Consider the following 23064-nt stretch of genomic DNA (forward strand, 5'->3'; position numbering starts at 1 on the left):
GGTTCGGCCGGTGCGGCCCACGTGAGCAGGCCAGACTGGAGAGGTGAGCCACCGCGGCCGGTGGGTACATGCCCACTGTGATCGTACCGAGCCGGACATGCCCGTCCGGCCCGGTTGACCCACCCGGAGGTGCATGATGAGGTCCGACGTGGCCGACCGCAGCGGTATACCGGCCGCCGCGCTGAGCAACCACGAGCTGTCCCGCGAGCTGGCGTCGCTGCACCGTACGCGGCACGACACGTTCGTGCACGGCTCGGACCACGCGCTGGCCAACCATGATCAGCGCAGCCGCGAGCTGGAGCTGGAGTACCTGCAGCGGTTCCCCGAACGCGATCCCGATCCGCGGCGGCTGCGCCCTGCCGACCAGTGACGGCGGCCCGGCCGGCCACCGTCACTACAAAACGGGCGAAATATCCCTTTCGGACAAACCGCCCGAGTGTCCGATCAGGTCAGTGACCGGTGAAGAGCACCTTCACCCGGTGCTGGCCCCGCTGCACGCCGTCTCCGGCGGTCAACCGACCGGCGAGGCTGTCCGCGGCGTCACGGGACTCGGTGGTGTGCTCGGCATCGCGCTGTTCCGGCCAGCGCAGCTCGTCCCGTCCGCCACCATTCGGGTCAAGCGGACGAACGCGGCTGACCACGACAATCCACTTGCCGGCGGCCGACTTTCGCCTCCTCCACCAGAACATCTCTGCCTCCGTCTCCCGCGTGCGCCGAGTGCCCACCGTACCGTGGCGCGTTCAACGGGACAGCCCTCGGTTGCGGGGTACGTTGGTAGACCGACCGACCTTGATGGGGAGGGCAAGGTGACAGGCCTTTTCGCTTCGATAGGCGTCGACCTCGCCCGGGAGGACCTGCGGCAGCTCACCATGTCGGTGGTCACCGCGGGCGTCGCGGTGCCGCACTCCCGCCGGTTCTGCGACCACGTGTGGACCGACACCTCGGGCGCACGAGTGGTCGCCCGGGCCCGCTGGGGCCGCATCCACCACGTACAACCCTCACTCGCCGGCGGCGCGGTGGCGGTGGCCTGCGAGAACATCCGCCTGATCGACGACCGTACCGCGGTCATGGACCTGCTCGACGAGACCGACGGCGGCCTGCTCTGCCCCGTCGCCGTACACCTGGAGGACCACACCGCCCTGCACGTCGCCGGCGGCGCCCTCCCCCGCGGTCAGATCACCCTGTCCGCCCTGGCCGAATCCCTCGAACCGAACCCGCCGCCCACCCCGGACGACCCCACGCCACCCGGCCTCGTCTGCGACGACCTCACCCGCCCCCACCACGCCGACCCGGCCTGGACCCCCACTCCCCGCGCCCGCCTGCACGGTGCCGTCCGCCTCGCCGAACTGCGCACCAACACCCTGACCGGCGAACCCTTCCACTGGCTGCGCCTACACGTCCACCCGGCCGTCACCCTCGACGTCGCCACCCCCGCCGCCCTCCTGCCCACCAGCCCACCCCCCGGCACCACGCTCCGCCTCCGCGCCACCCTCACCGGCCGCCTCAACCTCCCCCCAAAGGAAGGGCACCTTCATCACCAAATGCGTAGAGGAAGGGCACCTTCATAACGCGGCATGCGTGCTGGCCTGCGGCGGGATGGCAGCACGACGGGCAGTACAGTCCGGGACCTGTCTCACCATGCAGAGACAGGTCCCGCCTGACGCCTCCAGGTCGTGCCCAGCGTGGGTGCGCCGCGTCCGGGGACCTCGTGGGACCCGGCCGCCGGCGCGGCTGAGATCTGGCGCCATCATCACACCCGGCGGTTTCCGGCGCGTCCTCCGTCCGACCATGCGCGGCGCGGGCTTCGGCCGAGATCACCGCTGCCCGACGGCCAATCGCAGCGCGGTATGCGAGACCGGCGCGAACCCCAGCGCCCGGTAGAGCGGCTCACCGTCGGCCGTGGCCCGCAGATCGACCGTCGACACCCCGCGCTCGGCGAACCAGCCCAGCAACGCCTCCATGCACGCCCGCGAGAACCCCCTGCGGCGGTACGCCTCGTCGGTCACCACGTTGTACACGTACCCGGTCCGCCCCGACGGATTGCCCGGCCCACCCAGCCGCAGATCGATCGCGCCCACGGCGCACGCCGCCAGCCCCGCCCCGCCCGGCACCTCCACCACGTACGCCGCCATGACCGGATCCGGCTCCGCCAGCCGCGTCCGCAGCAGCGCGAGCGCCTCCTGCTGCCACGGCCCCGGCTCGACCGGCTGCCCCGCCATCGCGCCGAGCATCACCGCCCGCAACCTGACCAGCTCCGTCGCATCCCCCGTCACCGCACGCCGCGTCTCGATCACGAACCGCAGGCTAGCCGAACCGCAGCACTGCGGCCGTCCCGCCGACCGGCGCCCGCCGGTCAGGTCACGTACGGGCAGTGCCGGCAGCCCCGGGTGCAGCAGAAACCGCGCTTGGCCAGGAAACCGGCACTCAGCACGAACAGCCCGGACGACGGATCGAGGTAACCCGGGGAGCCCTCGCGCAGCGCCTCCGCGTGCCGGGCCAGGATCTCGGCCCGCTCCGGGTGGTCCTCGCGCAGCCGGGAAGGATGCGGTTCGTCCAGCTCACGTGGTGCCAGCGGCCATCGCTGCGGGGGTGCGGCCATCCGGCGACGATATCGTGCGGGCACCCACCGCATCGACGCCTGGTGACATCATCGACGGAGCGGGCGGGGCCTGCTCGTCGGCGGCCACGCGGGCGTACAGCAGCATGTCACGACGCTCGCCGCCCAGCTCCATCCAGCTGCGCAGCAGGCCCTCGCGCCGGAACCCGGCTCGCTCGGCGGTGCGGATCGAGGCCGTGTTCCACGGCTCGACGTGCAGGTGCACCCGCGGTACGGCGAGGTCGGTCAGCGCCCAGCGGGCCACCGCCGCCAGCGCGTGCACGGCCGCGCCCCGCCCCCGGCCGGACGGCGCGATCCAGTACCCCGTCGCGGCCCGTCCTTCGGCCAGCTCGGTGAGCCACAGCCCGATCTGCCCGACCGCCCGGTCCCCGGCCCGGTCGGCGATGGCCAGGGAGTATCCGACGCCCTCCCGGGCCCGGTCGTGCTGCCGCTGGACGAACGCCAGCCCGTCGGCCGCGCTGTACGGCACCGGCACCGAACTGATCACCGGAATGTACGGGTCCGCGGCGGCCTCCTGGATCACCGGCAGGTCACCGGTCCGGAACGGGCGCAGCAGGAACGGTCCCGCGTCGAGTTCAGGGATCACCAGTCCGTCGGTCATCGCGCGAGTCTGCCACCTGGGACGCGTCGGCCGCAGCGCCCCCGTGCCCGATCGGCACGGGATCAGCCCGACCCGGCCCGGCCGGATGCTCGGACCGGTTTCGTCGGCGGCCGGCTCTAGGCTCGGACGTATGGCGAGGCTGACCCGGCCGGTGGCGGTGGAGCTGCTACCCCACCTGCGACGGGCGCGCGACCACATCGACCGCCACTACGCCGAGCCGCTCGACCTCGACCGGCTGGCCCGGGTCGCCCGGGTGTCGAAGTTCCACTTCGTCCGCAGCTTCGAGGCGACGTACGGGGAGACCCCGATCCGCTACCTCACCCGCCGCCGCATCGAACGGGCCCAGGACCTGCTGCGCCTGGCCAACCTCACGGTGACCGAGGTGTGCATGATCGTCGGGTTCGCCAGCCTGGGCTCGTTCTCGGCCCGGTTCTCGGCGCTGACCGGTGAGTCGCCGACCGGATACCGCGACCGCTGGGCCGCCCGGGGCGGGCCGCACGTGCCCGGCTGCTACCTGTTCATGCGCGGCGTGTTCGACCTCGGCGGCACCACCGGCCACCCGAACCGGGACCTGGCGGGCGGCGCAATCTCGGAGAAGCCCCAGCTCAGCGCCGACTCCTAGGCTTGACGACATGATCACAAACATCTCGCTGGTCACGGTGTACTGCCTCGACCAGGACAAGGCCCGCGACTTCTACGTCGACGTGCTCGGCTTCCAGCCCGGCACCGACATCACCATGGGCGAGGGTTTCCGCTGGGTCACCGTCCGCCACCCCAGCCAGCCCGAACTGCAGGTCACCCTGATGACGCCGGGGCCGCCGCTGGACGCCGACGCCGCCGACTTCGTACGCCGCCAGCTGGAGAAGGGCCAGATGGGCGGGCTCGGCCTGAGCGTCGACGACTGCCGCAAGACGTTCGAGGAGCTCAGCGCCAAGGGCGTGGTCTTCCTCCAGGAGCCGGCCGACCGCCCGTACGGCGTCGAGGCGGTCATGCGCGACAACTCCGGCAACTGGCTGGTCCTCGTCGAGGAGAAGCAGTGGACCCCGGAGAACTTCGACTACCCCCGGGGCTGACCCGCGGTCCCGTACGCGATGGCGAGGGCCCCGGCGGAGGGTGCCCTCGCCTGCCTCCCACCTGAGGTGTCGGTGTCAGCAGTACCGGGCCACACCGGCCTCCCACCCGTCGCCGAAACCGGCCTCGTAGCCCTGGGCGAACTTCCAGTTGTCGAACTGCCGGCTGGCGTACGAACGCTGGCAGTCCTCCTTCGCGTCCTTGAAGCCGTCGCGGTAGCCCTGCCGGTAGCCGTCGCGCCACGGATCCATGACGGGCTGCTCCTGCACGGCCACCGTGGACGACCGTGCGGCGGAAACCGGTCCGGAGGACGCCGGCGCGGCGGAGGCCGGCGCGGACACGGCCAGGGTGGCCGCTATCGCGGCGGTGCCGAATAGAATTGACACCTTTCGGGTACGCATGGGGTCTTCCTCCCCTCGGTCGGTGATCAACGCTTCCGGTCACTCATTCTGGGTCGGACGCCGTCACCCGAACGTGACGCGGGCGTGACGGCCCCGGCGGCGCAGCGGACAGATCGGGCATCCGGCCTGTACCGGCATGGTCAGGACCGTAGGCTGCTCGTGGGTGCGGTGGGCGCCGCAGCCGGGCAGGCGAGACGAGTTGGTGATGTCCCTACCTCGGGCGCAGGACGACAGGGCGGCACCCGCGGCGCACCTCTCGCTGCTCGGCGGATTCGAGCTCGCCGTGCACGACGATCCCGTGCCGCTGTCGGGTGGATCGGCCCGGCTGCTGGCCTTCGTGGCGATGCGCTGCCGCGCCGCCGTGCCGCGAGCCCTGGTCGCGCAGACCCTGTGGCCCGCCGCGCCGGAACGGTGCGCGTACGCCAACCTGCGTTCGGCGCTGGCGCGCCTGCCCCGGCCCTCCCGGGACGCGCTCGACGTCCGTCCTGACGAGATCCACCTGGCCCATCACGTGAGCGTGGACCTGCACCGGGCCCGCCGGACGGCATACCGCGCCCTCGATCCGGCGGTCGCCGTACACGACCTCGGACAGAAGGCCGAGGTTAAGAAGGGCACCTTCTTATACGCGGAGCGATAAGAAGGTGCCCTTCCTTTGCCTTGGACGGTGCCTCAGGCGGTGTAGGTGGCGTGGGCGAAGTCGGCGGGCATGGCGTTGCCGGACAGGTCGTGGGACCACAGGCCGACGAAGGCGCCGGTGAAGCCCCAGATCTGGAAGACGCCCTCGGGGCTGGCCTCGATGGCGTGCTCGTCGGACAGGATGCGAGCGTCCAGCGCCGAGCCCAGGCGCTGCCAGTCCTGGCCGTCCAGCGACCAGCTGAAGCGCAGGTCGGGCAGGTCCAGGTCGGCCCGGAGGTGGACCGGGCCGGTCGGCGGGACCGGGACCGGGGTGTGCGGCGGGCGGTGCAGCCGGCCCCGGTCGCAGGACAGCAGCTCCAGGCAGCGGCCCAGGCCCTCCCGCCAGGTCAGGTACGCGTAGTGCCAGTTGCGCGTGTTGTAGAAGGCGGTGATCCCCGCCAGCTGCTGCGGCGAGCGCGGATCGGCCTCGACGGACGCGGCGAAGCCGCACTTCGCCGCGGTGACCCGGCGCGCCACCAGGCTGGTGTCGAACTTCGACGACGGCGAGCGCCCGCCGTGCAGCCGCAGGTGGCCGGGCCGGGCATGCAGCGACGCCCAGTCGGCGTGGAACGGCCGCCGCAGCGTGCTCCACTGCGGGCCGAGCACGGGCGCGTCGAAGTCGTCGGTCGCCGGCTCGGCGGGCCACGGGTGCGGAGCGAGGTCGGGCGCCGGGACGGTCAGGGCGGGCCGTGCTCCCTCGATGCGCGGCCAGCCGTCGGTGGTCCAGTTCACCGGGGCCAGCGCGGTCTCCCGCCCGAGCACGCACTCGTCGCGCTCGGTGAGCGGCCGCCCGACCAGGTACGCCAGGTACCACTCCCCGGCCGGGGTGTCGACCAGGCTGCCGTGCCCCGCCTTCTGCAGCGGCAGCCTCGGCTCGCGCGCCGCGCTGACCAGCGGCGTCTGCGGATCGACCTGGTACGGCCCGAGCAGCGTTCGTGACCGCGCCACCGTGACCTGGTGGTCCCAGCCCGTGCCGCCTTCGGCGGTGAGCAGGTAGTACCAGCCGTCGCGCCGGTACAGGTGCGGCCCCTCGGTGTACAGCGCGGGCGTACCACTGAAGATCGTCACCGGTTCGCCGAGCAGCTTGCCGGTGGCCCGGTCGAACTCCTGCGCGATGATGCCCGCCGACCAGTGGTGCCCCGGCCGCCAGTCGAGGTCGTTGCTGAGCAGCCAGCTGCGGCCGTCCTCGTCGTGGAACAGCGACGGGTCGAAGCCCCGGGCGTGCAGCACCACCGGGTCCGACCACGGCCCCTCGACCGAGGTCGCGGTGACGACGTAGTTCGGCACGTCCCAGAACCCGCCCGCATACCCGGCGACGTTCGTGAACACCAGGTAGAACACCCCGTCGGCGTACGACAGGCAGGGTGCCCACACCCCGCCGGAGTCGGGCGTGCCGGTCAGGTCGAGCAGCCGCGGCTCGGTGAGCGCGCCGCCCAGCGGCCGCCAGTGCACCAGGTCGCGGGAGTGGTGCAGGCGCACCCCCGGCATCCACTCGAACGTCGACGTGGCGACGTAGTAGTCCTCGCCCACGCGCAGGATCGACGGGTCCGGGTGGAAGCCGGGCAGGATCGGGTTGCGGATCATCCCTTCACCGCGCCCGCCATGATGCCGCCGACGATCTGGCGGGCCAGCAGCAGGAACACGCCGAGCACCGGCAGCACGCCGAGCAGCGCGCCGGTCAGCATCAGCGCGTAGTCGGTGTAGTAGCCGCTGGCCAGCACGGACAGCGCGACCTGCACGGTGGGGTTCTCCGGGTTGAGCACGACCAGCGGCCAGAAGAAGTCGTTCCACGCGCCCATGAAGGTGAACAGGCCCAGCACCGCCGCGGCGGGCCGGATCGCGGGCAGCGCCACGTGCCAGAAGATGCGCACCAGCGAGCAGCCGTCCATCATCGCGGCCTCGACCAGCTCGTTGGGCACGGTCTCGTCGACGGCCTGGCGCATCCAGAACACGCCGAACGCCGACACCAGCGCGGGCACGATCAGCGCCTGCAGGTGCCCGGTCCAGCCGAGTTCGGTGGTGAGCAGGTAGAGCGGGATGATGCCGAGCTGGGTCGGCACCATCATGGTCGCCACGACGGTGACCAGCAGGGCGTTGCGGCCGCGGAAGCGCAGCCGGGCGAACGCGAAGCCGGCCAGCGCCGAGAAGAACACGTTGCCGACGGCGACGGTGGTGGCCACGATCGCCGAGTTCATCAGCGCGAGGGAGAACTCGGAGCTCTCGAAGACGCGGCTGATGTTCTCCATCAGGTTGCCGCCCGGCACCAGCGGCGGGGTGGCCTCGCCGATGGCGCTGTTGTCGGAGCTGGCCACGACGAAGGTCCAGTACAGCGGGAATATCGACGAGGCGAGCACGGCGGCCAGCAGCATATAGATCAGCGGGCGGCCGCGTCCCCCGGCGGGGCGGGCGCGGCGCCGGCGGCGCGGCACGGCGGTGGCTGCGGTGGTGGTGGTCATCGAGGGCTCCTCAGCGGCTCGCGACGGTGCGGCGTACCACCGCGAAGTTGAACAATGCGAAGAGGGCGACGATCAGGAAGAGCACCCAGGCGATGGTGGCGGCGGAGCCGGCGTCGAAGAGCGTGAAGCCCTTCTCGTACAGGTACATCGTGATCGTCTGGTACTGCCGGTCGGAGCCGCCGGTGCCGGTCGAGGCGCCCTTGGACTCGAACAGCAGGGGCTCGGCGAACAGCTGCAGGCCGCCGATGGTGGACACGACCGTGGTGAACAGGATCGTCGGTCGGATTATCGGCACCGTGACGGTCCAGAACGCCTTCCAGGTCGACGCGCCGTCCAGGCGGGCCGACTCGTAGAGGTCGTTGGGCACCGCCTGCATCGCGGCCAGGTAGATCAGCGCGTTGTAGCCGGTCCAGCGCCACGTCACGATGGCGGCGATGGCCAGGTGCGAGGACCACACGTTGGCGGGCCAGTCGATCGGCTCCATGCCGACCAGGCCGAGCAGCCAGTTGACGATGCCGAAGTCGCGGCCGAAGACCTGGGCGAAGACCAGGGCCACCGCGACCACGGACACCACGTTGGGCACCAGCACCCCGGCGCGCCAGAAGGTGCGCCCGCGCAGCTTGGTGTTGAGCAGCGCGGCCAGGCCGAGCGCGATGAACAGCTGCGGCACCGTCGAGATGACGAACAGGCTCAGCGTGTTGACCAGCGCGTTCCAGAAGTCCGGATCGGCGAACAGGTCGCTGTAGTTGGCGAGGCCGATGTAACCGCCGTCGCCGTTGATGAGGTGCCAGTCGTGCAGCGACATCCACAGCGTCGCCAGCAGCGGGTATGCCCCGAACACGGCGAACAGCACGAAGAACGGTGCGACGAACAGGTACGGGGTGAGGTGCCGGTCGAGGCGCCCGCGCATGTCAGCTCCTGGAAAGGGGTAGAAGGGGGCGGCACGGCGCCGAGAGGTAGCGCCGTGCCGCCCGGGTTCTCACTTGCCGAGGGCCTTGCCGGCCTCGGACAGGGCCTGCGTCCAGGCGTCGGCCGCCGACTGCTTGCCCTGCTCGACGCGGGCCAGGGCCCGGCCGAAGACGGGGCGCACGTCGGCGTCCTTGGTGCCGCGGTAGTTCGGCTGCAGGGTCTCGCCGGACTTGGCGTAGATCTCGCCGACCGGGGCGTTGCTGAAGTACTCGTTCTTGAAGCCGAGCACGGCCGGGTTCTTCAGGGTCTCCGGCTGCGACGGCAGCGAGCCGACGTTCTGGAAGATCTTGGCCTCGGACTCCGGCGAGGTGAGGAACTTCGCCAGCTCGTACGCCTCCTTGGCGTGCTTGCCCTGCTTCGGCACGGTCAGGAACGACCCGCCCCAGTTGCCGCCGTTGCCGGGGATCTTGGCGATGTCCCACTTGCCGGCGTTCTCCGGGCCGGAGCCGTCCTTGATCAGGCCCAGCATCCAGCTCGGGCACGGCAGCGTGGCGAACGTGCCCTGCTTGAAGCCGACGTTCCACTGCTGGCTGAACGGGTCGAGCTTGGCCGACATGCCCGGCTTGTTGGCCACCGCGGCGACCTTGTCGAACGCGGTCTTCACGGCCGGGTTGCTGTCGCCGACGTATGCGTCGGAGGTGTCGAAGTAGCCGTACGGGGTCTGGTTCATCATGGCCTGGTAGATGTTGCCCACGCCGTCGAACCACTTGGCCTTGCTGCCGGAGCCGATGAACCGGTCGCCGACCGCGAAGTACTCGTCCCAGCCGGTCCACAGCGCCGACACCGCGTCCCGCTCGACCGGCAGGCCGGCCGCCTTGAACAGGTCGGAGCGGTAGCACAGGGCCAGGCCGCCCATGTCGGTGCCGAGGCCCATCACGAAGTTGCCGTTGTCGGCCAGGCTCTGCTCCCACTTCCAGGGCAGCCACTGCTTGGCCAGGTCCTTGGCGCCGAAGTCGGCCAGGTTGACGAACTTGTCCTTGGACTGGCGGAACTGCGGGATGTAGCCCTCTTCGACGGCCTCGATGTCGGCCGCGCCGGCGCCCGCGCCCAGGCGGGTGGCCAGCTGCTTGTGGTGCTGGTCGAACTCGGTGACCCGGAGCTTGATCTCGATGTTCGGGTGCGCGGCCATGTAGTCCTTGACCAGCGGCTCGTACCCGAAGTCACTGAACGTGGCGACGGTGAGGGTGATCTTGTCGCCCTCGCCGGCGCTGTCGTCGCCGCCGCCGCAGCCGGTGAGCGCGAGCGCTCCGGCGACGAGACCGGCGGCCAGGCGAACGCCCCTGCGGGCGAACACGCCTCCTGCTGCCATGCGTTCCTCCTCGATGAACGGGCCGGCGGGCGGCCCGGAAATGAGTTCTGGGGGGAGCGCCGCGCCGCCGGGATGCCGAGGAGCTCCGGCGGCGGCGCGGTGACAGCAACCTAGGAGCGGCCGAAACAAACGAGAACAAGTTTCGAAACATGGTGGTCATCCGGTCGAGGGTGTTGCGAAACTGTCTCGGTGACCGCAGCACCAGAAACCCCAGGCCGGACCGCCGCCGCCCCGCGCTGCACGCTGGGCGACATCGCCCGCGAGGCGAACGTGTCCGTGCCGACCGTGTCGAAGGTCCTCAACGGCCACAGCGACATCTCGCCGCAGACCCGCCGCCGGATCGAGACCCTGCTGACGCGGTACGGCTACCAGCGCCCCCGGGCCCCGCGCCGCAAGACACAGCGCGGCGACCTGATCGATCTGGTCATAAACGAGCTGGACAGCGCCTGGGGCCTGGAGATCCTCACCGGCGTCGAGCAGGTCGCCGAGGCCGCCGGGCTGGGCCTGGTCGTCTCCGCCGTGCACAACCGGGCCAGCCTGACCCGGCGCTGGCTGGAGGGGCTGATCTCGCGCGGCTCGCAGGGAGCGATCCTGGTCCTGTCGGACCTGTCCGACGACCAGCGCGCCGAACTCCAGCGCCGCACCCTGCCCTTCGTCGTGGTCGACGGGGTCAGCCAGCCCCCGCCGGACGTGCCCAGCGTCGGGGCGACGAACTTCTCCGGCGGGTACGCCGCCGCCGAGCACCTGATCAAGCTCGGGCACCGCCGGATCGGGGCGATCGGCGGCCCCGAGCAGCTGCTGTGCAGCCGCGCCCGGATCGCCGGCTACCGCGCCGCGCTGGAGTCCGCGGGCCTGCCCACCGACCGCGACCTGGTCCGCTACGGCAACTTCCAGCACAGCGGCGGCCTGCGCGCCGCCCAGCAGCTACTCGCCCTGGCCGACCCGCCCACCGCGATCTTCGCGGGCAGCGACCAGCAGGCCACCGGCGTCTACGAGGCCGCGCGCCTGGTCGGCCGCCAGATCCCGCACGACCTGTCCGTGGTCGGTTTCGACGACCTGCACTACGCCCAGTGGACCGCCCCGCCGCTGACCACGATCCGCCAGCCCCTGCACGAGATGGGCGCCTCCGCCGCCCGCCTGCTCCTGCGCCTGGTGAACGGCGAACACCTGGAAGCCCCCCGCATCGAGCTCCACACCGAACTCATCCTCCGCAACAGCACCGCCGCGTTGCGCTGACGCCGACCTTCACCCAGCGCGACCGGGGCGGCGCGTTGCGGTGGGAGTTTCGAAACTTCGCGACATGTGTTCGTAACAGGCCCTAGCGTGCCCAGCCATCGATCCTTCGCTCCGGAAGGCAAGGCACTCATGGGTTCTTCGCTCCCCCGCCGCGGTCGCGCCGCGTTCGGGGCAATACTGGCTGCCACCCTGGCGGCGGCAGGCGCGCTGGCGTTCGCGCCGGCCGCCGGGGCCGCGGTCAACGGCCGCAACCTCCCCGCCGACGGCAAGATCCGCTTCTTCATGGGCCAGGACAGCACCACGCTGGCCGAGTACAAGTCGGCGGTGCTGGACACCGACGCGACCGCGCCGCGCCCCGGCGGCGTCACCCTGTACACCAACATCGTCTTCCCGGACGCCCTGGCCGGGGTCAACTCCGGCGTCGACTACGGCTCGGGCCTGGTCGACTTCAACGCCACCCTCGGGCAGTACCCGGGCGCGGCGCTGGCCGTCGGGCTGTACCTGTCCGACACCAAGACCGGCTGCTACAACCAGCCGCTGCGGGCCATCGCGGGCACCGGCGACGCCGACGTCGTCACGCTGACCCCGCAGTACCGCGCCAAGGTCGACGAGCTGATCACCTGGTTCAAGAACACCGGGCGGGAGGTCTTCCTGCGTATCGGCTACGAGTTCGACGGCCCCTGGAACTGCTACAGCGCCGACTTCTACAAGCAGGCGTTCCGCTACATCAAGGGCCGCATCGACGCTCTCGGCGCGAGCAAGGTCGCCACGGTGTGGCAGTCGGCCGCGTGGCCGCTCAACGAGCACGCCGACCACCCCGAGTGGAACTACGTGGTCACCGCCGCCAACCACTACGACGTCTGGTATCCCGGTGACGACGTCGTGGACTGGGTCGGCATGTCCGCCTTCTACGGCAGCACGTACGCCGCGTACCAGTGGAGCTGCCGCGGGGTCGACGTGTCGCCGCGCGCCCTGCAGGACCGGGTGCTCACGTTCGCCCGCGGCCACGGCAAGCCCGTCATGATCGCCGAGTCCTCGCCGCAGGGCTTCACCACCGGCACCCGCACCGCCAGCTGCATCCTGAACAAGGCCCCGCAGCCGGTCACCGCCGACCAGATCTGGAACACCTGGTACGCCGACTTCTTCGGCTACATCGCCGCTAACGCCGACGTGATCCGGGCCGTCGCCTACATCAACACGCACTGGGACGCGCAGACGATGTGGCAGTGCACCGGTTCGGCCGGCTCGGCGGGCTGCGCCAACGGCTACTGGGGCGACTCGCGCATCCAGGCCGACCCGACGATCAAGTCGCGCTTCCTGACCGAACTGCGCAACGCGCGGTACGTCAACGGCACCGGCACGTACTCCCCGCCGCCGACTCCGAGCACGGGACCGTCGCCGTCGACCCAGCCGTCCCCGTCGACCCAGCCGAGCCCGTCGGCCAGCCCGACCGCGTCGCCGAGCCCGTCCCCGTCGCCGACCGGCGGCACCGGCGGCAACCCGTACGGCCAGCTCCAGGCCGAGTCCGCGAACACACTCAGCCAGGCCTCGATCGTGTCCGACGCGGGCGCGTCCGGCGGCGCGAAGGTGCGCGGCAACACCGGCGGCGCATCGCTGACCTTCACCAACCTGAACCTGGGCTCGCCCGCGCCGACGCAGATCAAGCTGCGCTACTCGTCGCAGCGGCCCACCAACTCCGCCTTCACCATCGAGGTCCGGTCCGGCTCCCCGACCGGCCCGGTGCTGGCCTCGCCGGGCGTGCTCGGCACCGGCTCCTGGACCACCTACCAGGACCTGACGTACAACCTCAGCAACGCCCCGTCCGGGGTCACCACGATCTCGATCGTGTTCAAGTCCAACGACTCGTCCCCGGTCGCCGACCTCGACTACGTGACGTTCATCGGCACCGGCGGCTCGGCCACCAACCCGCCGCCGAGCGCCTCGCCCAGCGTCCCGCCCAGCGCGTCCCCGACCACGTCGCCGAGCCCGTCGCCGACCACCACCCCGGGCGCGGGCCAGCGGCTGATGCTGGCCGGGCAGTCCACCGCCGGGTCCTACCAGGACATGGACAGCGTCGTGGACACCCCGGACGGCGGCTCGGTCTACTACGAGGTCAAGTCCGGGACCTGGGTCAACACCAACCATCGCGACTTCGCCACCCAGCTCGCCCAGCGCGGCCAGGTCGTCCAGGTAGGCGTGAGCTGGAAGGACAACCCGCCCGGCTACACGAGCGGCGATGAGAACACCAAGGCGGCCCGCTCGCGGGCGGTCACCCAGGAACTCGCGAACGGCCAGCACGCGGCGCAGTTCACGAACCTGGTCAACTTCATCAAGGCGTACCCCGCCGCGACGTTCCAGCTGCGGATCGACTACGAGGTCAGCAGCTTCTACCACTGCACGGACGCGTCGTGCGCGTCGTACAAGAACGCCTTCGCGAAGATCCGGCAGCTCATCGCCGGGCAGGTCGGCGGCAACGTGCGCTACGTCTACCACCCGGTGCGCGGCGAGTACGAGCAGCTCTACCCCGGTGACGCCGTCACCGACTGGATCGGCGTCTCCATCTTCGCGCACGAGCTGTGCATGCCGATCCACGACAACGGGTACCTGTACAACGGCACCCCGCCCGCGAACTACGACGTGTCCACGTCGCAGTGCCGCAACGCGTACCTGGCCAAGGACGCGTACGGCAACGACACCGCGGTCTGGAAGAGCTGGGACCACGACGGCAACGTGCTGAAGATGATGAAGTTCGCCATGGACCGCGGCAAGCCGATGATCGTGTCGGAGTCCGGGATGATGAACTTCACCGCGGACGGCTCCGACACCTCGGGCCTGGAGCCGGTCGCCGGCGACAAGTGGATGCAGCGCCTGTCCAGCCTGCTCGCCTACAACGGCCCCATCCCGAACCTGTCCGGCACGTACGACCTGTCCAACGTGATCAAGGCCGTCGTCTACATCAACCTGGACTTCCGCTACGGCTGGGACGGCATCAACGACGGCACCTTCGACTTCCCGGTCAACTCGACCTGGTTCGCCGACGGCCGCCTGACCCGATACACCAACGCCAAGTCCACCTTCTGCACCATGCTCGCCACCCGCAACTTCCACCCCCGCTGCTGAACCCGGCCAAGAACAAAGGAAGGGCACCTTCTTAACGCTCCGCGTTATAGAAGGTGCCCTTCTTAACATCACTTGGCCGACGAGCTGCGCAAAGGCGATCCGAGTTCGTGGGCCGGGCCAGGTGCCGGCGCGCGGTCCAGCAGGTGGGGCCGGGTCAGGCGCCGAGGCGGGGCCCAGTCCAGCGGCCAGGGCCGGGTCAGGCGCTGAAGCGGCGCAGGGTCCAGCGGGTGGGCGGAGAGGCCGGGTCGCCGTCGGTGGTCCACTCGGTCAGCGAGCCCGGCGCGACCTCGGTGTCGAACGCGCGCAGCAGCGGCTGCATCCCCAGCACGTGGAACGAGCTGTTGACCGTCTCGCTGTGCCCGACCAGCACCACCGTCTCCCCGGCGTGCCGGTACGCGATGTCGATGATCGCCCGGCCGGTCCGCACCACCAGCTCCGCCCAGCTCTCGTTCTCCCGCTGGAACGGCCGGTGCACTCCCCCGCCGGGCAGCTCGGCCCCCTTGAGCACGTCGAGTGACTGCCCGTCGGCGTACGCCGGATAGTGCCAGGTGCACAGCCCGCAGTCGGTGTCCGCCACGACGCCCAGCGCCGCCGCGATCGGGGCCGCCGTCTCGACGGCCCGCCGCAGCACCGACGAGTACACCGAGACCGGCCCCGGCACATCCCCGGCGAGCCGCCGCGCGGCCGCCGCCGCCTGCTCGTGCCCTCGCGCCGTCAACCCGCGGCATCCCGCACGCCCGCCCACGATTCGCTCGACCGTGTGCACCGACTCCCCATGCCGTACGAAGATCAGCCGCGTCCCCATCGGACAGATGCTACGACCGCTGCAACGATCATGAAGTTATGGCAGCGACACGCCGCCGACCCGTGCCATAAGTTCATGATCAACGCAGCGTGGCGGGCAGGGGGACGGACGGGTCAGTGAGGCGGGCGGGGTCGGCGGGGGTGCCGGCGAAGCCCGCTTTGACCAGGGCGGAGAGGTCGTCCTGGACGTCCCAGATGTTGATGTTCATGGCGGCGACGACGCGGTCGTCGTCGGTGAGCCAGAAAGCGATCACCTCGGGGGACTTGCCGTCGCGCAGGGACGGGTCGCCGCGGAACACGACCCGGTCGTAGTCGCCGGGGCCGGCCCAGCCGCAGTACTCCATGCCCAGGTCGTACTGGTCGGTGAAGAAGTACGGCACCTGGGCGTAGGTCACGTCCTGCCCGGCCATCGCCTTACCCGCCGCCTTGCCGCCGGCCCGGGCGTTGGCCCAGTGTTCCGTGCGCAGATGCCGGTCCAGCAGGGGGTTCAGGGACGAGGCCACGTCGCCGCAGGCGTAGATGTGCGGATCGGAGGTGAGCAGGCCCGCGTCGGTGACGACGCCGTTGTCCACGGCCAGTCCCGCCTGCTCGGCCAGCTCGGTGGCGGGCCGGATGCCGACGCCGACCGCCACGAGGTCGGCGGCCAACTCGGTGCCGTCGTCGAGCACCGCGCTGCGCACCGCCCCGTCCAGGCTGCCGAACGAGCTCACCCCGGTGCCGAACCGGAACTCGACCCCGTTGGCCTCGTGCAGCGCCCGGAACAGCGCGGCCAGCTCGTCGCCGAGCACATGGCGCAGCGGGGCGCGGTCGGGCGTCACGACGGTGACCGGGCAGCCGTAACCCCGGGCGGCGGCCGCGATCTCCAGGCCGATCCAGCCCGAGCCGACCACCAGGACCTGCGGCCGCGGATCGGCCGTCAGTGCCCGGCGCAGTGCCTCCGAGTCGGGGTAGGCGCGCAGGTAGTGGATCCCGTCCGCGTCCGCCCCGGGCACGTCGAGGGTGCGCACCTTCGAGCCGGTGGCCAGCAGCAGCTTGTCGTACGAGACCTGCTCGTCACCGTCGAGCGTCACCGTGCGGGCGGCCGGGTCCACCGCCAGCGCGCGGCGGCCGAGCATCAGCTCGATGTCGTGCTCGGCATACCACTCGCGCGGGTGCACGTACGCCTTCTCCCGCGGGTCCTTGCCCTGCAGGAAGCCCTTGGACAGCGGGGGGCGCTCGTAGGGCACCTCCTCCTCCTGCCCGATCAGCAACACCCGGCCGGTGAACCCCTCGGCCCGCAGCGCCTCGGCGGCCCTGGCCCCGGCCAGCGACGCACCGACGATGACGAATACCCGCTCGTCCGCACTCATGCCGTCCAGCCTCCCGCATCGCCCGTCCACCGGTCCATGGAAACGCGGCAGTCGTCCGGAAAACGTGCCGCGGAGCGGAGCGGGGCGAGCGCGCAGCCGCGCCGACCCGTAGCCTCGACGTCCCGGGCGACGGGGCCCGGCGACGCGGGGCGGCCGGGCGCGACGGAAGGAACCGGGAACATGGCCGGCGCGTGTGGGCAAGTACTGGCATGACCGTGACGACCCAGCACGACCCGCCGCCGGGCGCCGCCCCGCCGGTCGAGGCCGCCGAACCGCCCGACGCCTTCGGCACGACCGAGCCGCCCGACCCGGCGGACCTCGGTGCCATGTTCGACGCGTACGCGCGTGACCTGCTCCGCTACGCCGCCCAGCGGGTCGGCGAGCAGGTCGCCGAGGACGTCGTGGCGCAGACCTTCCTCGTGGCGTACGAGCAGCGCCACCACTACGACAGCACCCGCGGCGCGATGCTGCCCTGGCTGTACGGCATCTGCGGCAACCTGCTGCGCCGCCACCGCCGCACCGAGGTCCGGGCGCTACGCGCCGTGGCCGCCGCCCAGTTCCACGCCGCTGACGAGGTCGCGCCGGACGCCCGCTCCGCGGAGCGCGTCGACGCGCAGCGCGCCGTGGCCCGCGTCGCGACCGCCCTGGCCAAGCTGCCCCGCCGCCAGCGCGAGGTGCTGCTGCTGTTCGCCGTCGCTGAGCTGGAGTACGCCGAGATCGCCCAGGCGCTCGGCATCCCGCTGGGCTCGGTGCAGTCGGCGCTGCACCGCGCCCGTACGAAGATCAAGTCCGCGCTCGCCGCCACTGGAGGCTCCCGATGACCCGCACCGACGCCGACCTCACCGCGGTCCGCGACCTGCCCCCGGGCTCGCCCGACCCGTCCGACGAGTCCGTCTCCCGCACCTGGTACCTGCTCAGCGCCCGGCAGGCCGCCGCACGCGGCCGGGCTCCGCGGCGGCTGGCCCGATGGCTGGTCCCGGTAGCCGCGGGCCTGACCGTGACGGCGGTCGCGCTCGGCGCGGTGACCGTCGGCGGGGTCGGCGGCCACCGGTTCGCCACCCCGAACATCGCCCTGGTCGAGGCCTCCCACCAGCCGCTGCCCACCGAGCGGGGCACGAACCCCGGGCTGACGCGGACCACCCCGGAGGCGATCACGGCGCTGGAGGAGCTCGCCCGCACCGCCGAGCGCGCCCAGACCGTCGACCTGCGAGCAGGGCAGTTCGTACACGTGCTCATCGAGGGCTGGGCCGTCCACCTCACCGACAACTGGGCCGGGACGGTCGAGTTCCAGCCGCGCGAGTTGTGGCTGGACCCGCAGGGCATGATCCCGCTGAAGGTGCTGAACGGCGACGAGAACATGTTCGACAGCGGGCGCGCCGACCGCGAGGGCGACCTGGAGCACGCCCGCAACTTCCTGCGCGACAACGGCCCGAGCATCGTGTCGCCGACCCCGCAGTGGCTTGCCGGACTGACAACGGAACCGCAGGCGCTGCTGGCCCTGCTGCGGGCCGACGTCCCCGACAACGAGACGTTCACCAAGGACCAGCAGCTCTGGGACGCCATGACCTACCTCTACCAGAGGTGCGACATCCTGCTCAGCCCGCAACTGCGGGCCGCGCTGCTGCGCGCGTTCCAGGGCATGGACGGGCTCACCGCCGGCACGGTCATGATCGATGACATCGAGCTGGTCGCGATCCGCCAGACCGACGGGAACTCGGCGATCGAGATCCTGTTCGACCCGGTCACCGCGTGGGCCGTCGGCCGGCGCAGCATCAGCCTCGACGACCGGCTGCGCCTGACCCCGCCCAGGTCCGGCCCGAAGTTCGACCCGCTCGTCGACTACCACGCCACCTGGCGGCAGAACATCGTCGACAGCCTCGACGAGCGCTGATCCGCTCGCCGGCGGCCTCGGCCGGGCCCGCGCCGCGTGCGCGGGCCCGGCTCCCGCACCCCGCCCGGTCGGGGGAGTATGAATGAGACATGTCTGAGTTGGGCGAATATCTGTCGAGCGAGGTCGTCGTCGACTACGCCGACGGCCTGATCTCCCGCCGCGAGGCGCTGCGCCGCCTGGGCCTGCTCGGCGTCGGCGCGGCGGTCGCAGCCCCGCTGCTGGCCGCGTGCGACGCCCAGCGCGGCACCACCACACCTCCGCAGGCAGCGCCGACGCCCGCGGTGACCGGCCCGGCCGGTCCCAGCCCCGCCCCCACCGAGCCGATCACCTTCCAAGGCCCGAACGGGCAGCTGCAGGGACGCTGGGCCGCCGCCGCCACCCCCAAAGGGTCGATGCTGGTGGTCCACGAGAACAAGGGCCTGACCGAGCACATCGCCTCGATCGCCGGCCGGCTGGCCGCCGCGGGCTGGTCGGCGCTCGCGATCGACCTGCTCTCCGCGGAGGGCGGCACCGCGAAGTTCACCGACCCCGCCCAGGCCACCGCCGCGCTCAACGCCGCCCCGCCGGCCCGGTTCATCGCCGACATGAGAGCGGGCATCGACGAGCTGCTGCGGCGCAACCCCGGGCACACCGTCGGCGCGACGGGCTTCTGCTTCGGCGGCGGCATGGTCTGGTCCCTGCTGGCCGCGGGCGAACCCCGCCTGTCGGCGGCCGCCCCCTTCTACGGCCCGTTCCCCGCCGGCGCGTCCCTGTCGGGCTCCCCGCAGGCCGCCGTCCTGGGCATATACGCCCAGCTCGACGACCGCGTCAACGCCAGCCGCGACGCCGCCCGCGACGCGCTGCGCAAGGCCGGCCTGACGTACGAGATCGTCACCTACCCCGACGTCAACCACGCCTTCTTCAACGACACCGGCGCCCGCTACAACGCCCCCGCCGCCGCCCAGGCCTGGACCAAACTGACCACCTGGCTCACCGACCACCTCACCTGACCACATCGGCCCCAGCCGGACCGGCCGGCGCCGGCGGACGCCCGCGCCTCACGCCGATAGACGCTGGCCTATCACATCGAATCCGAGTCACGATTTTTCGATGAGATAGGCCAACGTCAGTGGAAACCGCCGAGCGGCCGGATCAGCGCAACGCCGGCGGCCGCCGGCCGGCGTTCACGCGGCGCGCCGCTTTGCGGCGACGAACCCCTTGAGCCTGGTCAGCGTCCACGTGTTGATGACGTCGGCCGGGGTCAGCCAGCCGCGCTGGGCGATCCCGATGCCGAAGCGCAGCATGTCCAGGTGCACCGTGGAGTGCGAGTCCGTGTTGATCGCGAACTTCACCCCGCGCTCGCGCGCCCGCATGATCAGCTCGTCGGGCAGGTCGAGCCGGTCCGGGAACGCGTTCACCTCCATCGCGGTGCCGGTCGCGGCGGCCGCGTCGAAGACCGCGTCCCAGTCGGGCTCGACGGGCTTGCGCCGCCCGATCAGCCGCGTGGTCGGATGCCCGATGATGTTGACGTACGGGTTCTCGCACGCCTGCACGAACCGGTTGGTCAACTCCGTCGGGGTCTGCGTGAAGTGCGAGTGCACCGAGGCGACGCAGATGTCGAACCCGGCCAGGAAGTCCGCATCCCAGTCCACCGCGCCGTCCGGGTCGATGTTCAGCTCGCTGCCGTGCAGCAGCGCCATCTTGCCGTCCCCGGCCAGCGCCTGGAGCTTCTTGCGCTGCGCCAGCATCTTCGCGTCGGTCATCCGCTGCATCGGCATGTTCTTGGCGTGGTCGGTGACCGCGTAGTAGCGGTAGCCGCGGGCCCGCGCCGCGGCCAGCATCTCCTCCAGCGTGGACACCCCGTCGGTGAGGTTGGTGTGGGTGTGCAGGTCGCCGCGGATGTCGGCCTCGGTGACGAGCTGCGGCAGGGTGCCGTTGCGGGCGGCGGCCACCTCGCCGCGGTCCTCGCGCAGGGTCGGCGCGATCCAGGGCAGGCCGAGCCGCTCGTACACCTCCTCCTCGGTCTCCGAGACGAGCAGCGTGTCGTCCTCGGCGCGGAACAGCCCGTACTCGGACAGCTTCAGGCCCTTGCGCACGGCGATCTCGCGTACCCGGATGTTGTGCTCCTTGGAGCCGGTGAAGTACTGCAGCGCCGCGCCCCACGACTCCGGCGGCACCACCCGCAGGTCCACCTGCAGCCCGCCGGTGGTGCGGATCGACGTCTTCGCCGGACCGCCCGCGATGACCTCGCCGACCAGCGGCAGCTCCGTGAACGCCGCCATGATCGGCTTCGAGTCGCGCGAGGCGACCAGGACGTCCACGTCGCCGATGCTGTCCCGCCCGCGCCGCAGCGACCCGGCGTACGTGCACTTCTCGCACCCGGGCAGCGCCGACAGCGCCGCGATGACCTCCTCGGCGACCTCCAGCGCCGCCGAGACCAGCACCCGGCCGCCGCTGTGCCGCAGCACCTCGATGCCGTGCAGGATGTTCTCCGCGGTCTTCGCCCCGAACCCGCGCAGCCCGGCCAGCCTGCCCGCCTCGATCGCGTGCACCAGCTCGTCGATCGAAGAGATGCCCAGCTCACGGTGCAGCGCCATGGCCTTGGCCGGACCCAGGCCCGGGATGGAGATCAGCTCCAGCACGCCCGCGGGCACCTTGGCCCGCAGCTGCTCCAGGGCCGCCATCCGGCCGGTGGCGAGGAACTCGACGATCTTCTCGGCGGTCGACTTGCCGACGCCGGGGATCTGCTCCAGGCCCTTCGGGTCGAGCGTCGCCACGTCCGCGGAGTGCCCGGCCACGCCGCGGGCGGCCTTCTCGTAGGTGCGGGCCCGGAAGGCGTCACCGCCGGTGATCGAGATGAGATCGGCGTACTCCTGCAGCGCCGCCGCGACGACCTCGTTTGGCCGGGCCATGCCGCCAGTCTACGGTTGACGGATGATCCGCAGGCGGGTTGTGGTCTCGGGTGAGGTGCAGGGCGTCTACTACCGCGACACCTGCCGGCAGCAGGCCCGCGCGGCGGGCGTCGCCGGGTGGGTGCGCAACCGGCCCGACCGCACGGTGGAGGCCGTCTTCGAGGGTACGCCCGACGGCGTGGACCGCCTGGTCGCCTGGACCCGGCACGGCCCCGAGCTGGCCATCGTCGACGACGTGGCGGTATTCGAGGAGACCCCCGAGGGCCTGTCCGGCTTCGACATCCGCCCCACCGCCTGACCTGCCCCCTCGGCTCCTGTAGGCGGGGGTCGATAGGATCGCGGCGGCGAGTCGAGTTCCTGGGGAGGCCGCGCCATGGTGGATTACACGAACACGCCGCCGCGTAAGCCGGCGGTGCCCGTGTGGGCGTGGGTCGCGGGCGGCGTGGCCGTGCTGCTCTGCTGCTGCCTCGGGGTCGCCGGAGCGCTGTTCTACTACCTGCGGGACGGCGCCGAGACGCCGGGCGGCACGACGGCCGTCGCGCCGACCGGCACGTGGCAGCAGCAGCTCGCCGGGATCGACGGGGTGCGCAACTACCTGGCCGAGGGCTCGCTGAGCCAGGACCACGCGCCGGGCGCGGTGGTCTACCCGCAGCAGCCGCCGGTCGGCGGGCAGCACAACGGCACCTGGCAGAACTGCTCCGGGGCCGTCTACGACGCGCCGATCGCCAGCGAGCGGGCCGTGCACAGCCTGGAGCACGGCGCGGTGTGGATCACCTACCGGCCGGACCTCGGCGACGGCGACGTCCGGGCGCTGGCGGCGAAGGTGTCGGGGCGGGAGTACCTGATGCTGAGCCCGTTCCCGGGCCAGGACAAGCCGATCTCGCTGCAGGCCTGGGGTTACCAGCTCAAGGTGGACAGCGCGGACGATCCGCGCATCGACTTCTTCGTCAACGCCGCCCGCCGGAACGCCGGGCCGGAGGTCGGCGCGCCCTGCTCGGGCGGCACCCGCGAGACCGGGGAGCTGCCGCCCGCCGGGACCGCGGCGTGAGCGAGCAGGCCGCCGGGTCCGGGATCCCCCGGGACATCACGCTGTACGGCACTCCGGTGCTGCACCGCCCCACCGCGCCGGTCACCGGCTTCGGGCCGGACCTGCACCGGCTGGTCGCCGACATGTTCGCCAGCATGTACGCCGCGAACGGGGTCGGCCTGGCCGCGAACCAGATCGGCGTCGGCCTGCGGGTGTTCGTGATGGACTGCCCCGACACGGCGGGCGGCCCGAACGTGGTGGCCCACGTGGTCAACCCGGTCCTGGAACTGCCCCCGCCGCCGCGCGAGCTGGCGGTGTCCGGGGAGGGCTGCCTGTCGCTGCCCGGCCGGCGCGGCGACGTGGCGCGTACGGCGGTAGCCGTGGTGACCGGGGTGGACATGCACGGCGAGCCGGTGCGCATCGAGGGCGCCGAGCTGATCGCGCGCTGCCTGCAGCACGAGTGCGACCACCTCGACGGCACGGTCTACGTGGACCGGCTGACCGCCAAGGAGCGCAAGAAGATCCTCAAGGCCGCCGCGCTGCCGGCGGACTGACCACCGCAACCCATTCACGTTCTTGACACTGCCGAAGCTTCCTGCATAGATGTATTTATTGTCAACGCAGCAATCCCGCGGCGTCGGCAATGC

General features: G+C 71.6%; 25 protein-coding genes. 13 read left to right on the forward strand and 12 right to left on the reverse strand.

Translation table 11 applies throughout. The annotated features are described in order from the left end of the window. Positions 1 to 136 precede the first annotated feature (136 nt). Entirely contained in the window at positions 137 to 370 is a 234-nt protein-coding gene (locus Cco03nite_RS05245; RefSeq protein ID WP_239167130.1) for a DUF6158 family protein, read from the forward strand. A 79-nt stretch (positions 371 to 449) separates the two neighbouring features. Here the strand turns inward: Cco03nite_RS05245 and Cco03nite_RS05250 are convergent, their stop codons facing one another. Further along, entirely contained in the window at positions 450 to 689 is a 240-nt protein-coding gene (locus tag Cco03nite_RS05250; RefSeq protein WP_203688978.1) for a hypothetical protein, read from the reverse strand. A 117-nt stretch (positions 690 to 806) separates the two neighbouring features. On the opposite strand from Cco03nite_RS05250, the gene Cco03nite_RS05255 reads away from it, so the two are divergent. After that, on the forward strand, positions 807 to 1568 hold the full coding sequence (locus Cco03nite_RS05255) for a hypothetical protein (protein WP_203688980.1): 762 nt from the start codon (positions 807 to 809) through the stop codon (positions 1566 to 1568). Positions 1569 to 1814: 246 nt separating this feature from the next. Here the strand turns inward: Cco03nite_RS05255 and Cco03nite_RS05260 are convergent, their stop codons facing one another. The 3 genes from Cco03nite_RS05260 to Cco03nite_RS05270 are packed head-to-tail and all read right to left on the reverse strand — an operon-like array spanning position 1815 to position 3218. Continuing rightward, complete coding sequence (locus tag Cco03nite_RS05260; protein WP_203688982.1) at positions 1815 to 2294, reverse strand: GNAT family N-acetyltransferase; 480 nt, start codon at positions 2292 to 2294, stop codon at positions 1815 to 1817. Between the two features lie 59 nt (positions 2295 to 2353). Further along, complete coding sequence (locus Cco03nite_RS05265; protein WP_203688983.1) at positions 2354 to 2599, reverse strand: C1orf53 family protein; 246 nt, start codon at positions 2597 to 2599, stop codon at positions 2354 to 2356. Continuing rightward, positions 2559 to 3218 (reverse strand): GNAT family N-acetyltransferase, encoded by a 660-nt coding sequence (locus tag Cco03nite_RS05270; protein WP_203688985.1) that lies wholly within the window; start codon positions 3216 to 3218, stop codon positions 2559 to 2561. The genes Cco03nite_RS05265 and Cco03nite_RS05270 overlap by 41 nt, the downstream gene beginning before the upstream one ends. Before the next feature lie 130 nt (positions 3219 to 3348). Between Cco03nite_RS05270 and Cco03nite_RS05275 the strand changes: the two genes are divergently transcribed. Together Cco03nite_RS05275 and Cco03nite_RS05280 are read left to right on the forward strand one after the other, a co-directional pair. Continuing rightward, positions 3349 to 3840, forward strand: coding sequence for a helix-turn-helix domain-containing protein (locus Cco03nite_RS05275; RefSeq protein ID WP_203688987.1), 492 nt, complete (start codon positions 3349 to 3351; stop codon positions 3838 to 3840). A gap of 10 nt (positions 3841 to 3850) precedes the next feature. Beyond that, the gene (locus Cco03nite_RS05280) at positions 3851 to 4291 is read left to right on the forward strand and encodes a VOC family protein (RefSeq protein WP_203688995.1); all 441 of its coding nucleotides are present in this window, start codon (positions 3851 to 3853) and stop codon (positions 4289 to 4291) included. Between the two features lie 75 nt (positions 4292 to 4366). Here Cco03nite_RS05280 and Cco03nite_RS05285 read toward each other — a convergent pair whose 3' ends face one another. Further along, positions 4367 to 4564: a hypothetical protein gene (locus Cco03nite_RS05285; protein WP_203688997.1), complete on the reverse strand. Its 198-nt coding sequence runs from the start codon at positions 4562 to 4564 to the stop codon at positions 4367 to 4369. Between the two features lie 331 nt (positions 4565 to 4895). Between Cco03nite_RS05285 and Cco03nite_RS05290 the strand changes: the two genes are divergently transcribed. Beyond that, positions 4896 to 5327 (forward strand): AfsR/SARP family transcriptional regulator, encoded by a 432-nt coding sequence (locus tag Cco03nite_RS05290; RefSeq protein WP_203689000.1) that lies wholly within the window; start codon positions 4896 to 4898, stop codon positions 5325 to 5327. A gap of 32 nt (positions 5328 to 5359) precedes the next feature. On the opposite strand, the gene Cco03nite_RS05295 is transcribed toward Cco03nite_RS05290, so the two are convergent. The 4 genes from Cco03nite_RS05295 to Cco03nite_RS05310 form a co-directional block, all read right to left on the reverse strand. Then, positions 5360 to 6949: a glycoside hydrolase family 43 protein gene (locus Cco03nite_RS05295; RefSeq protein ID WP_203689001.1), complete on the reverse strand. Its 1590-nt coding sequence runs from the start codon at positions 6947 to 6949 to the stop codon at positions 5360 to 5362. Beyond that, entirely contained in the window at positions 6946 to 7734 is a 789-nt protein-coding gene (locus Cco03nite_RS05300; RefSeq protein ID WP_239167142.1) for a carbohydrate ABC transporter permease, read from the reverse strand. Before Cco03nite_RS05300 ends, Cco03nite_RS05295 begins: the two co-directional genes overlap by 4 nt. A gap of 97 nt (positions 7735 to 7831) precedes the next feature. Further along, entirely contained in the window at positions 7832 to 8731 is a 900-nt protein-coding gene (locus Cco03nite_RS05305; protein WP_203689006.1) for a carbohydrate ABC transporter permease, read from the reverse strand. Positions 8732 to 8800: 69 nt separating this feature from the next. Then, positions 8801 to 10099 (reverse strand): extracellular solute-binding protein, encoded by a 1299-nt coding sequence (locus Cco03nite_RS05310; RefSeq protein WP_203689008.1) that lies wholly within the window; start codon positions 10097 to 10099, stop codon positions 8801 to 8803. A 189-nt stretch (positions 10100 to 10288) separates the two neighbouring features. On the opposite strand from Cco03nite_RS05310, the gene Cco03nite_RS05315 reads away from it, so the two are divergent. Together Cco03nite_RS05315 and Cco03nite_RS05320 are read left to right on the forward strand one after the other, a co-directional pair. Continuing rightward, positions 10289 to 11335 (forward strand): LacI family DNA-binding transcriptional regulator, encoded by a 1047-nt coding sequence (locus Cco03nite_RS05315; RefSeq protein WP_203689016.1) that lies wholly within the window; start codon positions 10289 to 10291, stop codon positions 11333 to 11335. A gap of 129 nt (positions 11336 to 11464) precedes the next feature. Next, positions 11465 to 14455 carry a carbohydrate-binding protein gene (locus tag Cco03nite_RS05320; protein ID WP_203689018.1) on the forward strand — a complete coding sequence of 997 codons (2991 nt, stop codon included), beginning with the start codon at positions 11465 to 11467 and terminating at the stop codon, positions 14453 to 14455. A 196-nt stretch (positions 14456 to 14651) separates the two neighbouring features. Here Cco03nite_RS05320 and Cco03nite_RS05325 read toward each other — a convergent pair whose 3' ends face one another. Beyond that, complete coding sequence (locus Cco03nite_RS05325) at positions 14652 to 15260, reverse strand: histidine phosphatase family protein (RefSeq protein ID WP_203689020.1); 609 nt, start codon at positions 15258 to 15260, stop codon at positions 14652 to 14654. A 79-nt stretch (positions 15261 to 15339) separates the two neighbouring features. Further along, entirely contained in the window at positions 15340 to 16608 is a 1269-nt protein-coding gene (locus Cco03nite_RS05330) for an NAD(P)/FAD-dependent oxidoreductase (protein ID WP_203689022.1), read from the reverse strand. A 209-nt stretch (positions 16609 to 16817) separates the two neighbouring features. On the opposite strand from Cco03nite_RS05330, the gene Cco03nite_RS05335 reads away from it, so the two are divergent. The 3 genes from Cco03nite_RS05335 (at position 16818) to Cco03nite_RS05345 (ending at position 19488) form a co-directional block, all read left to right on the forward strand. Further along, complete coding sequence (locus Cco03nite_RS05335; RefSeq protein WP_203689024.1) at positions 16818 to 17429, forward strand: RNA polymerase sigma factor; 612 nt, start codon at positions 16818 to 16820, stop codon at positions 17427 to 17429. Beyond that, complete coding sequence (locus tag Cco03nite_RS05340) at positions 17426 to 18499, forward strand: hypothetical protein (RefSeq protein ID WP_203689026.1); 1074 nt, start codon at positions 17426 to 17428, stop codon at positions 18497 to 18499. Before Cco03nite_RS05335 ends, Cco03nite_RS05340 begins: the two co-directional genes overlap by 4 nt. 89 nt (positions 18500 to 18588) lie before the next feature. Then, positions 18589 to 19488, forward strand: coding sequence for a dienelactone hydrolase family protein (locus tag Cco03nite_RS05345; RefSeq protein WP_203689027.1), 900 nt, complete (start codon positions 18589 to 18591; stop codon positions 19486 to 19488). A gap of 174 nt (positions 19489 to 19662) precedes the next feature. Here the strand turns inward: Cco03nite_RS05345 and polX are convergent, their stop codons facing one another. Further along, positions 19663 to 21390: a DNA polymerase/3'-5' exonuclease PolX gene (polX, locus tag Cco03nite_RS05350; protein ID WP_203689029.1), complete on the reverse strand. Its 1728-nt coding sequence runs from the start codon at positions 21388 to 21390 to the stop codon at positions 19663 to 19665. 22 nt (positions 21391 to 21412) lie between these two features. Between polX and Cco03nite_RS05355 the strand changes: the two genes are divergently transcribed. The 3 genes from Cco03nite_RS05355 to def all read left to right on the forward strand — a co-directional run bounded on the left by Cco03nite_RS05355 (position 21413) and on the right by def (position 22971). Then, complete coding sequence (locus tag Cco03nite_RS05355) at positions 21413 to 21688, forward strand: acylphosphatase (protein WP_203689031.1); 276 nt, start codon at positions 21413 to 21415, stop codon at positions 21686 to 21688. A 75-nt stretch (positions 21689 to 21763) separates the two neighbouring features. Continuing rightward, complete coding sequence (locus Cco03nite_RS05360) at positions 21764 to 22438, forward strand: thioredoxin-like domain-containing protein (RefSeq protein WP_203689033.1); 675 nt, start codon at positions 21764 to 21766, stop codon at positions 22436 to 22438. Continuing rightward, a complete protein-coding gene (def, locus tag Cco03nite_RS05365) occupies positions 22435 to 22971 on the forward strand; it encodes a peptide deformylase (RefSeq protein WP_203689035.1) in 537 nt (178 codons plus the stop codon). The genes Cco03nite_RS05360 and def overlap by 4 nt, the downstream gene beginning before the upstream one ends. Positions 22972 to 23064 lie beyond the last annotated feature (93 nt).

It is taken from the genome of Catellatospora coxensis (assembly GCF_016862635.1).
Taxonomy (GTDB): Bacteria; Actinomycetota; Actinomycetes; order Mycobacteriales; family Micromonosporaceae; genus Catellatospora; species Catellatospora coxensis.

Bases quoted from the DNA above. Each gene is read 5' to 3' on its own strand.
- Cco03nite_RS05245 (WP_239167130.1), top strand. From the start codon at position 137: ATGAGGTCCGACGTGGCCGACCGCAGCGGTATACCGGCCGCCGCGCTG.
- Cco03nite_RS05250 (WP_203688978.1), bottom strand. From the start codon at position 689: ATGTTCTGGTGGAGGAGGCGAAAGTCGGCCGCCGGCAAGTGGATTGTC.
- Cco03nite_RS05265 (WP_203688983.1), bottom strand. From the start codon at position 2,599: ATGGCCGCACCCCCGCAGCGATGGCCGCTGGCACCACGTGAGCTGGAC.
- Cco03nite_RS05270 (WP_203688985.1), bottom strand. From the start codon at position 3,218: ATGACCGACGGACTGGTGATCCCTGAACTCGACGCGGGACCGTTCCTG.
- Cco03nite_RS05275 (WP_203688987.1), top strand. From the start codon at position 3,349: ATGGCGAGGCTGACCCGGCCGGTGGCGGTGGAGCTGCTACCCCACCTG.
- Cco03nite_RS05280 (WP_203688995.1), top strand. From the start codon at position 3,851: ATGATCACAAACATCTCGCTGGTCACGGTGTACTGCCTCGACCAGGAC.
- Cco03nite_RS05290 (WP_203689000.1), top strand. From the start codon at position 4,896: ATGTCCCTACCTCGGGCGCAGGACGACAGGGCGGCACCCGCGGCGCAC.
- Cco03nite_RS05295 (WP_203689001.1), bottom strand. From the start codon at position 6,949: ATGATCCGCAACCCGATCCTGCCCGGCTTCCACCCGGACCCGTCGATC.
- Cco03nite_RS05300 (WP_239167142.1), bottom strand. From the start codon at position 7,734: ATGCTGCTGGCCGCCGTGCTCGCCTCGTCGATATTCCCGCTGTACTGG.
- Cco03nite_RS05305 (WP_203689006.1), bottom strand. From the start codon at position 8,731: ATGCGCGGGCGCCTCGACCGGCACCTCACCCCGTACCTGTTCGTCGCA.
- Cco03nite_RS05310 (WP_203689008.1), bottom strand. From the start codon at position 10,099: ATGGCAGCAGGAGGCGTGTTCGCCCGCAGGGGCGTTCGCCTGGCCGCC.
- Cco03nite_RS05320 (WP_203689018.1), top strand. From the start codon at position 11,465: ATGGGTTCTTCGCTCCCCCGCCGCGGTCGCGCCGCGTTCGGGGCAATA.
- Cco03nite_RS05325 (WP_203689020.1), bottom strand. From the start codon at position 15,260: ATGGGGACGCGGCTGATCTTCGTACGGCATGGGGAGTCGGTGCACACG.
- Cco03nite_RS05330 (WP_203689022.1), bottom strand. From the start codon at position 16,608: ATGAGTGCGGACGAGCGGGTATTCGTCATCGTCGGTGCGTCGCTGGCC.
- Cco03nite_RS05335 (WP_203689024.1), top strand. From the start codon at position 16,818: ATGACCGTGACGACCCAGCACGACCCGCCGCCGGGCGCCGCCCCGCCG.
- Cco03nite_RS05340 (WP_203689026.1), top strand. From the start codon at position 17,426: ATGACCCGCACCGACGCCGACCTCACCGCGGTCCGCGACCTGCCCCCG.
- Cco03nite_RS05345 (WP_203689027.1), top strand. From the start codon at position 18,589: ATGTCTGAGTTGGGCGAATATCTGTCGAGCGAGGTCGTCGTCGACTAC.
- polX (WP_203689029.1), bottom strand. From the start codon at position 21,390: ATGGCCCGGCCAAACGAGGTCGTCGCGGCGGCGCTGCAGGAGTACGCC.
- Cco03nite_RS05355 (WP_203689031.1), top strand. From the start codon at position 21,413: ATGATCCGCAGGCGGGTTGTGGTCTCGGGTGAGGTGCAGGGCGTCTAC.
- Cco03nite_RS05360 (WP_203689033.1), top strand. From the start codon at position 21,764: ATGGTGGATTACACGAACACGCCGCCGCGTAAGCCGGCGGTGCCCGTG.